Raw genomic sequence first — 13239 nt, forward strand, 5'->3', positions numbered from 1 at the left:
CCGGTCGGCCGCTGTCACCGCGGCCTTTGCGTGAACTCGCACTGGCGGGCCGTCCGTTCTTCCATGGAATCAGTTCCTCGCGGCATCGTCCGTTCGTGGTCGTCAGTGTGAGTGACGGGGCACCGCGCTGCCGCTGCCGCCGACGAGAAAGTCGAGGTCCGCCCCGCTGTCGGCCTGAAGGACGTGCTCGCTGTACAGCCGTACCCAACCCCGGTCGGCCACCGGCTGCGGTGGCTGCCAGGCGGCGCGGCGGTGGGCGAGTTCCGCGTCGTCGACCAGCAGGTCCAGTCGGCGCGTCGGAACGTCGACGGCGACCAGGTCACCGGTGCGTACCAGCGCGAGCGGACCGCCCACGGACGCCTCCGGCGCCACGTGCAGGATGCAGGTGCCGTACCCGGTGCCGCTCATCCGAGCGTCGGAGATCCGCACCATGTCCGTGATGCCGTCGGCGAGCAACCGTCGTGGCATGGGCACGTTGCCCACCTCGGGGAAGCCGGGGTAGCCGCGTGGTCCGGCATTGCGGACGACGATCACCGTGTCGGGTGTGACGTCGAGGTCCGGGTCGTCGGCGGCGACGACGTAGTCCTCGATGCGGTCGAAGACCAGCGCCGGGCCGGTGTGCGTGAGCAGCTGCGCGGAGGCGGCGGAGACCTTCAACACCGCCCCGGACGGGGCGAGTGACCCGCGCAGCACCACGGTGCCCGAGCCGGCGGGCTGGAACGGCTCGGTCAGGGTGCCGATGACGTCCCGGTTCCAGCACTGGGCGCCGTCGACGTTCTCCGCCACGCTCCTACCGCTGACGGTGACGTGGTCCATGTGCAGCAGCGGTGCGAGTTCCTTCATCACCACCGGCAGGCCGCCCGCGTAGGCGAAGTCCTCCATCAGGTACTTCCCGGACGGCATGAGGTTGACGAGCATGGGCACGTCGGCGGTGAGGATGTCGAAGTCCTCCAGCGACAGGGGGACGCCGAGGCGTCCGGCGATCGCGAGCAGGTGGACGACCGCGTTGGTGGAGCCGCCGATGGCGGCGTTGACCCGGACGGCGTTCTCGAAGGCTTGCCTGGTCAGCACCGAGGACAACCGTTGGTCCTGTTCGACCATGGCGACGATCCGGCGTCCGGCGGCGTGCGCGAGCGCGTACCGTCGGGAGTCGACCGCCGGCACGGCGGCCGCCCCCGGCAGCTGCACGCCCAGCGCCTCGGTCACACAGGCCATCGTGGACGCCGTACCCATGGTCATGCAGTGACCCCGGCTGCGGGACATGCCGACCTCCGCCTCGGAGCAGTCGGCCGCGGTCATCCGGCCGGCCCGCATCTCCTCGGTGAAACGCCAGACGACCGTGCCGGAGCCGATGTCCTGGCCGCGGAACTTGCCGTTGAGCATCGGGCCGCCGGTCAGCATCAGGGTCGGCAGGTCGACGCTCGCCGCTCCCATCAGCAGGCCGGGTGTGGTCTTGTCACAGCCGGAGAGCAGGACCACCCCGTCGAGCGGATTGGCGCGGACCGACTCCTCCAACTCCATCGCCAGCAGGTTGCGGTAGAGCATGGTCGTCGGTCGCATCAGCGGCTCGCCCAGGCTCATCGCCGGGAACTCCAGCGGCAGGCCCCCGCTCTCCCACACGCCCCGCTTCACCGATTCGGCCAGGTCGCGCAGGTGGGCGTTGCAGGGTGTCAGCTCCGACCAGGTGGTGGCGATGCCGATCACCGGGCGACCGTCGAAGACGTCGTCCGCGAACCCCTGGTTGCGCATCCAGGACCGATGGATGAACCCGTTGCGGCCTTCCGCACCGAACCACTGCCCGCTGCGCAGCGGTCGATTCGTCGTCGACATCAGCACACCTCTCTGTCATCCGTCCGGCCGCGTCCTGCGCGGCGATCAATGCGCGTGTGGTGGATTGGTTGGTGGCGTCGACGGCCTACCGCAGACCTCCGACGGAGAGGCCGCCGCGCCAGTGTCGTTGCAGGCTGAAGAACGCGATGATCAGTGGGATCACGGACACCAGGGAGCCCAGGATGATGAGGCTCCACAGCGAGGTGGTTCCCGCGTTGTTCGCGGACGCGATTCCCTGCCAGAGGCCGAGGCCGACGGTGACCGGGAAGAGCCGGTTGTCGGAGAGCATGGCCAGGGGCAGGAAGTAGTTGTTCCAGGACGCCACGGCCGACAGGAGCAGCACGGTGACCACCGCGGGACGCATCATCGGAAGGGCGATCTGAATGAACGTCCGCACCTCCCCCGCGCCGTCGACCCGCGCCGCGTCCAGTAGCTCGTCGGGCACCGCGTCGCGCGCGTACACGTGCATCAGGTAGACGCCGAACGGGTTGAGCAGCGACGGGAGGATCACCGCCCAGACCGTGTTCGTCAGGCCGAGCCCGGAGAACATGATGAAGGTCGGGATGACCAGAGCGGTGGCGGGCACCATCAGCGCACCGAGCACGACGGCGAAGCTGAAGCGTCGGGCGGCGAACCGGTACTTGGCGAACCCGTAGCCGGCCATGACCGCCAGGATCGTGGCGCCGACGCCGCCGGCGATGGCGTACAGCGTGGAGTTGAGGATCCACCGCAGGTAGATGCCACCGTCGTAGGTGAAGAGCTGCCTGAGGTTTCCGAGGTAGTCGATCTGATCGGTGAACCAGAGGGTGTTGCCGCCGCCGAACAGGCCCGGCGCGTCCTTGGAGCTGTTGACGATGACCCACCAGAACGGTACGAGGAAATAGATCACCAGGAAGCCGAGGAGGATCTGTAGAGGGAGATAGCGCTGCGGTCGGCGGGCGCCGGCGCGGACGCTGGTGTGGTCGGTCATCAGAGGAAGCTCCTCCGCTTGCGGGTGAAGAACAGGAAGGCGTACACGCAGATGAACACGATTCCGCCGAGGGCGAAGGAGATCGCCGACCCGTAGTTGAAGTTGGCGAGCGAGAACGCCTGTTGGTACGCGTACATGTTCGGGGTGAAGTCCGAGCCGATCGTGCCCGCGGCGAGGTATCGCAGGATCTGCGGTTCGTTGAAGAACTGCAGGGTGCCGATGAGCGAGAAGACCAGGATCAGGATCAGGGCGGGCGCGATCAGCGGGATCTTGATCCGGGTCGCGATCTGCCATCGCCCGGCGCCGTCCATCCGGGCCGCCTCGTAGAGCGTCGGGTCGACGCCCTGCAACGCCGCGTACAGGATGATCATGTAGTAGCCGGCCCACTGCCAGGTGACGACGTTGAGCAGCCCGTAGAAGATCAGGTCACTGCTCAGGAAGTCGGGTGCGGTGGCGCCGAACAGCCCGAAGATGTCGGTGAGCGGGCCGAAGCCCCGGCTGTAGAGGAACCCCCACATCACGGCCCCGATGACGGTGGGGATCGCGTACGGAAGAAAGATCATGAGGCGGGAGAAGCGGGCGAACAGGGTGGTCACCGAGTCCAGGATGAGGGCCATCGCGAGCGCGATGATGATCTGCAGCGGGATCGAGACCAGCGAGAAGCGGATGACGAACCATGCCCCGGACAGGAAGCTCGGGTCGGTGAACGCCTTCACGTAGTTGTCGAAGAGAACGAAGCTGGTGCCGCCGATCAGCTTCTTCTGAAACAGGCTGAGGTACAGCGCGTACGCCAGCGGCGCGATGAGGAACGCCAGGAACACGACTCCGAACGGCCCGACGAAGAGCCACCCCATCAGGTGTTCGCGGAGGTGCACCTTGCCACGGATCTTGCGCGTCTCATGCTGAGTACGCGGTGCGCGCTTCTCGGTCAGGGATGTCATCTTGTCTCCGGGACGTGGACGCTGAGGGGTGGCGGGTGGGCCGGCCGCCCAGTGCCGGCGCGGCCCACCCATCCGGTCACTGAACGGTGAAACCTTGTTCCTTGGCGTACTTCGCCACGTCCTCCTGGAGCCGGTCGGCAGCCTGCGAACCGGTGACGGAGCCCTTGATGATCTCGCTGACCTGTTTCGTCATGGCGTCGAGGTAGTACTGACCGAAGGGGGCGTAGGCGACGCCCTTGTAGGCTTCGGCGGCGGGAAGGTAGACCTCCTTGTTCGCCTGCTGGCCGTTGAAGAACGCCACCTTCAGGTCGACGAACGCGGGGTCCTTGAGCGCCGTGAGGTTCAACGGGAAGATGATCTGGTTGGTCCAGCCGTCGGTGAGCGACTCCTTGTCGGCGTAGAGCCCGTAGGCGACCTTCGCGGCCAGCTCCGGCTTCTTCGCCTGCTTGGTCACCGAGAAGGCCGATCCACCCCAGTTCACCTGCACCGGGTTGGCCGGATCCCACTGCGGCAGCGGCGCCACCGCGAACTTGCCGGTGTCCTGTCCCTTACCCACGCCTGCGCCGGTGAGGTAGCCGGGCGCCCACGCCGCCGAGATGTACGTCGCGTAGTTGCCATTGATCACGCCGGAGATGTACTCCGGGGTGAACTGGTCCTGCGTACCGACCAGGCCCTTCTTGGCGAGGCCGCCCCAGTAGTCCAGCACGTCCTTGGACGCCTGGTCGTTGAGCTTCACGCCGATCGCCTTCGGCTGCGCCGGGTCGTAGGTGAAGGGCGAGGCGCCCTTCTGGATCTGCAACGCCATGGTGAGCGCCGAGACGTTCGCGCCAAGGTCCCCGAAGAGCGGGCCGCCGGCGTCCTTCACCTTCTGCGCGGCCTGCTCGTACTCGGCCCAGGTCTTCGGCGGCGTGATCTTGTACTTGTCGAAGATGTCCTTCCGGTAAATCATCGCCACCGGCCCGCCGTCGACCGGGACGCCGTAGACCTTGTCACCGACCGACACGTCCTTCCAGGCGCCCTCGCCGTAGTTGGCCTTGACCGCGTCGAAGCCGTACTGCTTGATGTCGACGAGCGCGCCCTGGATCTGGAAGGTCGGGATCCGGTCCGCCTCGACCATGATCACGTCAGGCGCGCCGGTGCCCGCCGAGATGGCGGTCTGGAACTTGTCGTACTCGTCGCTGCCCTGGCCGACGTTGGTCCAGCAGACCTGCACCTCGTTGTTCTGCTTGTTGAAGTTGTCGACGACGAGTTGGGTGTTGGGGTACCAGCCCCACATCGTCACGACCGGCAGGTCCTTCTTGGTGATGGTGTTCGTGCAATTGCTCGCGTCGCTGCCGCCCCCGTCGGAGGAGCAGGCGACGAGGCCGCTCCCCGCCGCGAGCATGGCTACCGTGGCGAGTATTCGTCTTCTCTTCATTGAGATGGTTCCCTTCGGCGATGGCGGTGCACAGCATCCATGCGCTGGCGGGCGCCACCGGGGCAGGAAGCCCTGCTCCGGTGGCGTCGCCGGCGAAGGCTCCTAGCGCTTGAACAGACGCGGCGCCAGGTCGATGAGGTTCTTCTGCCACACGTCCCAGCCGTGCGGCCCGGGGGTGACCCCGTCGAACTCGTAGCGGACACCGAGGCTGTTCAACGTGGTCAGCGATGCCATGAAACTCGGGTACACGAAGTCCGTCTGGTCACCGACGTACAGGCGCAGCATCGTGGTGCCGTTGTTGATCGCCTCCACGTCGACGCCGGTGCCACTCCCGAACCCGGCCGAGAACGCCGCGACGTAGGCGAACTCGCCCGGGTGGGCCCGCAGCACCCCGAACGCCTGCCCGCCGCCCATCGACAGGCCGGCGAGGGCCTGCTGGGACGGATCGCTGGAGATGTGGTAGCGGGAACGGGCCGTCGGAACGATGTTCTCCCGCAGTTCCCGGTTGAAGTTCGACGAGTTGCCGTTACCCATCACCACGACCATCGGCGTGAGATCGCCGTCGAGGTACTGGTGGTCGAGGATCTGCTTGGCGCGGCCCATCTCGACCCAGTCCGTGTAGTTCTGGCCACCGCCGTGCTGAAGATAGAGAACGGGGTACGGCTGTGCCCGGCCCGGGTCGTACCCGGGTGGGGTCCACACCAGCGCGGTGCGGTCCTGGCCGGCCACCGTGCTGGTGTAGGTCATGCTCTCGACCTTGCCGCCGCGACCGGCGGGCACGTCCGACAGCAGTCGGGCGCCGGGCCCGGGGATGAAGAAGGTGCTCCACATCGGTTCGGTGGTGACCTTCGTCGGGTTGGAGGTGTCCTTGACCGCGACCCGGTCCACGATCAGCCGGTAGTAGTAGAACCAGGGCTTCAGCGGACCAACGGTTGCCCGCCACCGGTCACCGTCGCGCGTCAGTGGCAGTCGCAGCCAACTGCCGCCCGGCGCAACGTTCGCCCAGACCGTGACGTGCTGAGCGTCAGTGAAGTCCGTGGTGGTCTCGAAGGTGACGAACCCGTCCTCGGTGACGAAGGGCGTCGGGGTGGTGCCGGCCGGCGGTGGAGTGAACTCCCGCTTGAGCGGCTGGTGGCCAGGGCTCGGCCCGTGGTCCCGCACGTGACCGAACAGTCGCGGCAGGAAGTCGACGAGGTTCTCCTGCCAGGTGGTCCAGTTCGCGCCGCCGTCCGGGTTGACACCGTCGAACTCGAACCGGACGTCGGCGCGGCCCAACGCCTTCGTCAACCGGTAGGTGGTGTTGTACGCGGGATCGGTGACGTTGCCCGTGTACAGGCGCAGCAACCTGACGTGCCGGTTGATCGCCTTGGCGTCCTTGCGGTCGATCTCCGGTGCCGACGTGCCCGAGAACCAGCCGACGTAGCCGAACTGACCCGGCTTGGTGAGCGCGGCGCGCACCGCGTCCGTCGCGCCGTCGGACACGCCCGCGATCGCCTGGTGCGCCGGATCGCGAAGGACCCGGTAGTTGTCGGTGACCGCCTTCCGGAGGTCCTTCAACTCCGTGTCGTCCGAGGCGTTGTTGACCACCACCACCATCGGGCTGATGGCGCGGGCGGCCGAGAGGTTGTCGAGGATCTGCTTGGATCGGCCGAGATCGAGCCAATCGGTGGCGGCTGTGCCGTCACCCGACTGCAGGAAGAGCGTCGGGTAGCTCTTCGCGCCCTTGGCCGCGTAGCCCGGTGGCGTCCAGACCAGGGCGGAGCGCTGTTCATCGCTGGTCCGGTAGGTCAGCGTCCCGATCGTTCCGCCGGTGCCTGCTGGCGCGTCGACCAGCCACCGTGCCGAGTCACCCGCGACGAGGAAGGTGCTCAGGAGCGGGTTGGACGCGACACTGGTGCTGTTCGTCGGGTCCTTGATGGTCAAGGTGTCGTCGGCGGTGAGCTGGTAGTTGTACAGCCCGGGCTCCAGCGCGCCGAGAACACCCGACCACACGTCACCCCGGCGGGTCAGACCGAATTCGGCCCAGGAGTCCGACGGTCCGAAGTTGCCCTCGACGACGACCTGCGAGACGGTGCCCAGGTTCTCCTGCACGTACGCCGCCGGGACGGCGAACGTGGCGTAACGGTCTGAGGAGACGTCCAGCCACGGCGTGTCCGCCGCTGCCGGGTGCGGGGCGAGGAGCACCGCCGCGGTGGCGATGACTCCGGCGGTGAACGCCGCCGAGAGCCGTCGGCGTACGCCCAGACGGCGTAAACGCCCGTGATACTGTTCGGTAGTCACACTCCACTCCTTTCATGTGCCGGCAGCGGATGCGACCCGACTGACCGGCTCAACTCAACGGTGGATCTGGCCGTGCGTGCTGCGTGCACCTCCTTCAGGCTGCCGCCACCGGCACCGCTGACCTGATCGCTCCCGACAGAGCGATCAGGCGTGTGCGCCCATGGACGGATGTCATGGTCGTGCCGCGCTCGTCGGTGCTGCGGTCGAGCTGCGCACGACGAGGCTGGTCGGAAGCACGATCTGGCGCGGCTCGTCCCACTCGCCGGTCACCAGTGACTTCAGCATCCGCGCGGCTTCGTACCCGAGCTGATACATCGACTGGTCCACGGTGGTCAGACCCGGCTCGGTCAACGCCGACTCGGGGATGTTGTCGAACCCGACGACGGACAGGTCCCCCGGCACGGAGAACCCCAGCTCCCGGGCGACCTCCAGCACCTTGAGGGCCATCCCGTCGCTCGCCGCGAAGATCGCCGACGGCGGGTCCGGTTGTTGCAGCAGCACGCGCGCCAGGGGAGTTGCCGACTCGGGGTTGAAATCCCCCCGGCCGATCAGCGTCGGGTCGACCGGGACGCCGGCGTTGGTCAGCGCGGCGCGGTATCCCTCCTCCCGCGACCAGGCCGAGGCCAGGCTGTCGCGGCCGGCGATGAACCCGATGCGCCGATGACCCAGGCCGAGCAGGTGCTCGACCGCGGTGGTGGCGCCCGCGAGGTTGTCGGCCGTCACCGAGGGCGCCGTCGAGCCGCGCACCGGGTCGATGGCCACGACCGGCGTCCGGCTGCGGACCTCACCCCAGGGCGTGACGACGATGCACCCGTCGGTGAGGGTGCCCGACAGGCGGGTCAGGTGCCGCTGCTCCCAACCCTCCGAATACGACCCGTAGAGGTCGCTGTTGGCGTAGATGATCAGATCGAAGCCCGAGCGGCTCAGCGCCTTCATCACGCCCTTGAGCACCTCCGCCGTGTACGACTGGAAGCTGTGCGCCACGAGGCCCAGAACGTTGGTGCGGCTGCGCCGAAGGCTTGTGGCCACCAGACTCGACTCGTAGCCGAGCTGCTCGATGGCGGAGCGCACCTGAGCGACGGTGCGAGCGCTGACGCCGTAATGCCCGTTGACGACGCGCGAGACGGTGGCGGTGGAAACGCCTGCGGCTCGGGCAACATCACTCATTGTTACCGGCGAATTGACTTCAATCATGCCGCTCTCTCTGGACTGCAATCGTTATCGGTTACGTTTCCAGGATGTTGCCAACGTAACCGACAACGATTACGAACACAAGACCTCTTCGTCCTTACCCGACTGCCGAGAAGAACGTCCTAACTGGAACCTTGCAAGGGTGGGGTTGACCCAGGATGCCGTTGCAGAGAACGCAATGGGCGACCTCTCCCGGCGGTCGGAGTGGGGCCCCGATTTCTGCGCCGGTCCTACCCGTTGACAACAGGACGGCACGCTCCGTCAACCATTCTCCGGCCCGGGTGAACGATCACAGCTGCCGAACTTTGGTGGTCCCGGTAAAGACCTTCGGCGTCGGCCGGTCCGGGTCCTTACTGATGACAAAGGTGCCGGCATGGGTACGGTCGGTGGCTGAGAAGCCCACGTACACCTCGATCTGCCCGGCCTCCACCGCGTAGGCCATGCTCCGGTCGTAGAAACCGAGCTGGCCCGTGGGGAGTTCGAACCGCACCGCCACCCGCTGGCCGGCGGCGGCCTCGACGCGGGCGAAGGCCTTCAGTTCCAGCACCGGTCGGGTGATCGTGGCCTGCGGGTCGCGGACGTAGAGCTGCACGACCTGCTCCCCCGCCCGCTGCCCGGTGTTGGTGACCGTGACCTCGACACCGACGCTGTCACCGGCGCGGACCTCGGCGCTGCCCACCGTGGCGTCGTCGATCACGAACGAGGTGTACCCGAGGCCGTGGCCGAAGACGTATCGCGGGGCGACCGGCGAATCCACGTAGTCGCCGTGCCAGTGTGACCGCCCACCGGACACCTTGTGGCCGTAGAAGACGGGGATCTGGCCCACGTTACGGGGGTACGAGATCGGCAGCCTTCCGCTCGGGTTCACCTCACCGAGCAGCACCTCGGCGATCGCCTGCGCCCCGGTCTCCCCCGGCAACCAGGCCATCAGCACCGCGGCGCACTTCTCGTGCAGGAAGTCGCTGCCCACGGGCCGGCCGGCGACGAGCACTGCCACGACGGGTGTGCCGGTGGCGACGACGGCACGGACCAGTTCTTCCTGCACACCCGGCAGGTCCAGACTGGACCGGTCCCGCGACTCGCCCGTGGTGGCCCCGGTCGTCAGCCCCGACCGGTCCCCCAGGACCAGCACCGCGACGTCGGCCGCCGCGGCGACCGCGACCGCCTCGGCGAACGCCTCCGTCGACGGGTCGAGCACCGCGCAGCCCGGAGCGAAGCGCAGCCGGTCACCCAGCCGCGCCGCGAGTTCGTCCCGCACCGTGGGCACACCGTCGGTGCTCTCGTCGATCTCCAGATCGTCCGGGATCGTCATCGTCTCGCCGAGCAGGCCGCGCCGCTTGCGCGCCTCCATCAACGTCTCGATGTGGGCCGCGAACGAGTAGTCACCGAGCAGGTGTCGGGCGTCGTCGGCGTTGGGGCCGATGAGAGCGACAGTTCCGGCTTCCCCGACCAGCGGCAGGACACCGTCGTTCTTGAGCAGGACGAGGCTGCGACGGGCGATCTCCAGCGCCACGTTCCGGTGCCGCTCGGCGTTCGCCGTCGTCGCGGCCGCGTCCTCGTCGACGTACGGGTTCTCGAAGAGCCCGAGTTCGACCTTGTGCCGCAGGACCCGTGCGACCGCCTCGTCGAGCCGGGCCTCGCTGACCTCACCGACGTCCAGGGCGCGGGTGAGGGCGTCCGCGTACACGTCCGTCGCCGGAAGCTCGACGTCCACGCCCGCGCCCAGGCCCGCCGTCGCGGCCTGCTGCTTGTCCTGAGCGAAGTGGTGGTACGAGTGGAGGTCGTTGACGGCGAAGTAGTCGGAGACGACGCTGCCCGTGAAGCCCCACTGCCCACGCAGGACGTCGGCGAGGAGTTCCTGGTTGGCATGGCACGGGACGCCGTCGAGCTCGTGGTAGCCGGCCATCACCGACTGGAGCCCGCCGTCGCGGACCGCCGCCTCGAACGGGTACAGGTACACCTCGCGCAGCAGACGCGGTGGCAGCTGGGCCGGTGCCCAGTTCAACCCGCCCTCGGACGCCCCGTAGCCGACGAAGTGCTTGGCCGTGGCGAGGACGCCGTCGGTCAGGTCGGCGCCCTGGAGACCCTGGACGAACGCCACCCCCATCCGGGACACCAGGTACGGGTCCTCGCCGTAGGTCTCCTCCGTCCGGCCCCACCGTGGGTCGCGCACCACGTCCAGCACCGGCGAGAGCCCCTGGTGGCTTCCCATGGCGCGCATCTGGGCGCGAACGGCGTCCGCCAGCTGCCGGTTGAGCTCCGGCGCCCAGGTGCTCGCGACACCGATCGCCTGCGGGAAGATGGTCGCCTCGCGGGCCATCACCCCCGAACAGACCTCCTCGTGCACGATCGCCGGGATCCTCAGCCGGGTCTCGGTGACCAGGAAGCGCTGGATGGCGTTGGCGGCGCGCGCCACCTGCGCCGCCTTGAGGCTGGTCGCGCCCGCGATGCGGGTCACGTGCCCCAGGCCGTGTCGGAGGATCGGCCGAGCCTGCTCCGCGGCGAACCGTCCGCCCTCCAGCACGGTGAACGCCCACGTGCTGCCCAACTGCGCGAGCTTCTCCTCGCGGGTCATCCGGGCCAGCAGATCCGACACCCGTTCGTCGACGGGCGCGGTCGCGTCGGCGTAGATCGCCTCGGTCTCCGGCTCAACAGTGGTCACCCGGTCACCCCAATCACCGCGACAAGCTCGTCATCCGGCCCCGTCGGTCACGACGCCACGGGCGCCTGGCCGCACGTTGCGGACGGCGGCCGGGAAGCGGTGGTGGCGAAGCGCGCGGGAGCGAGACACCCGGTCAGCTGGGCCGGCACGGCCCGGGGGTCGTGCCGGCCGGACATTGATCCAGGCGTCGTGTTCCCTTACGTAAACGTAATCGGTAACGTTTACATAGATCGAGAACGTAATCGAAGCTGATCACGTTGTCCAGAGCTCGCACTGCCCCACCACCCCTCGGTCCGGCGGCTCCGGTAAGGATCTCCGCGGCGGACCTCGCACGAAGGGAGCCAGCCCTGAACACCCACCTCGAGGCCCGCCTGACCCTGGACCCCCGCCGACGCGTCGCACCGGTGCCACGCCGGCTCTTCGGCTCGTTCGTCGAGCACCTGGGCCGCTGCGTCTACACCGGAATCTACGAGCCGGGGCACCCGACGGCCGACGCCGACGGATTCCGGGGCGACGTCCTCGCGCTGGTGCGCGAGTTGGGCGTCACCACGGTGCGCTACCCGGGCGGCAACTTCGTCTCCTCCTACCGCTGGGAGGACGGCGTCGGCCCGGTCGACAAACGACCGGCGCGGCTCGACCTCGCCTGGCACAGCCTGGAGACCAACGCGTTCGGGCTCGACGAGTTCATGCGCTGGGTCGGCAAGGCCGGCGTGGATCCGATCATGGCGGTCAACCTCGGCACCCGCGGCACCGCCGAGGCCGTCGACCTGCTCGAGTACGCCAACCACCGCGGTGGGAGCCACCTCGCCGACCAGCGCCGCGACAACGGCGCGGTCGACCCGTACGGAATCAAGCTGTGGTGCCTGGGCAACGAGATGGACGGCCCGTGGCAGGTGGGCCAGCGGAGCGCGACCGAGTACGGGCGGCTCGCGGCGCAGACCGCGAAGGCCATGCGCCGCTTCGATCCCGATCTCGAACTCGTCGCCTGCGGCTCCTCACACCTCGGTATGCCGACCTTCGGCAGCTGGGAGCGCGACGTGCTGACCGAGGCGTACGACGACGTCGACTTGATCTCGCTGCACGCCTACTACCAGCCGGTCGACGACGACCTGGCCAGCTTCCTCGCCTCGGCCGAGGACATGGACAGGTACATCGACGCGGTCACCGCCATCGCCGACTCGGTCGGAGCGATCCGTCGGTCAACCAAAAAGATCATGATCGCGTTCGACGAGTGGAACGTCTGGTACCAGTCCGCCGCACCGTCCACGCCGCCGAGCGGCGAGGACTGGCCGGTCGCGCCGCCGCTGCTGGAGGATCACTACAGCGTGGCCGACGCGGTCGTCGTCGGCGGCCTGCTCATCAGCCTGCTCCGGCACAGCGACCGGGTGAGCGCGGCCTGCCAGGCCCAACTGGTCAACGTCATCGCACCGATCATGACCGAGACGGGCGGCTCGGCCTGGCGTCAGACCATCTTCCACCCCTTCGCCCGCACCGCCCGACACGCCCAGGGCACCGTGCTGGACGTGCTGCGCGAGGGCAGCACGACGACCACCGACCGCTACGGTGAGATCGACGCGGTCGACGCGGTCTCCACCTGGGACGACACCACCGGGGAGATGACCGTCTTCCTCGTCAACCGCGCCCTCGACACCCCGGCCGAGGTGACCATCGACGTCGCCGGCGCCCAGGTCAGCGACATCATCGAGTGCGTCACCGTCGGCGGCAACGACCTGCACGCCAAGAACACGGCCGATGGCCCGGACCACGCCGCGCCGCGCCCCAACGGCACGGCACGCGGCGCCGACGCCAGCGTCCAGCTGACTCTTCCGCCCGCGTCCTGGACCATGCTGCGCCTGCGCGCCACCGACACGACCCCGTGATCGGCTGACGATCCGCCGGCCCGCCGATTCCGGACGCGCCCCGGCCGCGCACACCCTGGCTTCACCAG

Annotated in this window: 8 protein-coding genes; 1 reads left to right on the forward strand and 7 read right to left on the reverse strand. The window is 68.4% G+C overall.

Annotation, left to right across the window (positions count from 1 at the left end):
* Positions 1 to 102: 102 nt before the first annotated feature.
* From AC5L30_RS26570 to AC5L30_RS26600, 7 genes are all read right to left on the reverse strand, one after another.
* Positions 103 to 1830, reverse strand: coding sequence for an IlvD/Edd family dehydratase (locus AC5L30_RS26570; protein WP_494870387.1), 1728 nt, complete (start codon positions 1828 to 1830; stop codon positions 103 to 105).
* An 85-nt stretch (positions 1831 to 1915) separates the two neighbouring features.
* Positions 1916 to 2800: a carbohydrate ABC transporter permease gene (locus AC5L30_RS26575; RefSeq protein WP_494870388.1), complete on the reverse strand. Its 885-nt coding sequence runs from the start codon at positions 2798 to 2800 to the stop codon at positions 1916 to 1918.
* The gene (locus tag AC5L30_RS26580) at positions 2800 to 3741 is read right to left on the reverse strand and encodes a carbohydrate ABC transporter permease (protein WP_494870389.1); all 942 of its coding nucleotides are present in this window, start codon (positions 3739 to 3741) and stop codon (positions 2800 to 2802) included. The genes AC5L30_RS26575 and AC5L30_RS26580 overlap by 1 nt, the downstream gene beginning before the upstream one ends.
* A 76-nt stretch (positions 3742 to 3817) precedes the next feature.
* Positions 3818 to 5158, reverse strand: coding sequence for an ABC transporter substrate-binding protein (locus AC5L30_RS26585; RefSeq protein ID WP_494870390.1), 1341 nt, complete (start codon positions 5156 to 5158; stop codon positions 3818 to 3820).
* 102 nt (positions 5159 to 5260) lie between these two features.
* Positions 5261 to 7438, reverse strand: coding sequence for an alpha/beta hydrolase (locus AC5L30_RS26590; RefSeq protein WP_494870391.1), 2178 nt, complete (start codon positions 7436 to 7438; stop codon positions 5261 to 5263).
* 171 nt (positions 7439 to 7609) lie between these two features.
* Positions 7610 to 8632, reverse strand: coding sequence for a LacI family DNA-binding transcriptional regulator (locus AC5L30_RS26595; RefSeq protein WP_494870392.1), 1023 nt, complete (start codon positions 8630 to 8632; stop codon positions 7610 to 7612).
* A gap of 286 nt (positions 8633 to 8918) precedes the next feature.
* Positions 8919 to 11291, reverse strand: a complete 2373-nt coding sequence (locus AC5L30_RS26600) for a glycoside hydrolase family 3 N-terminal domain-containing protein (RefSeq protein ID WP_494870393.1) — start codon at positions 11289 to 11291, stop codon at positions 8919 to 8921.
* A gap of 347 nt (positions 11292 to 11638) precedes the next feature.
* Here AC5L30_RS26600 and arfA point away from each other — a divergent pair, with 347 nt between their 5' ends.
* On the forward strand, positions 11639 to 13171 hold the full coding sequence (gene arfA / locus AC5L30_RS26605) for an arabinosylfuranosidase ArfA (RefSeq protein ID WP_494870569.1): 1533 nt from the start codon (positions 11639 to 11641) through the stop codon (positions 13169 to 13171).
* The last annotated feature ends 68 nt before the right edge of the window (positions 13172 to 13239 follow it).

The sequence above is a fragment of the Micromonospora sp. BQ32 genome (assembly GCF_059358895.1).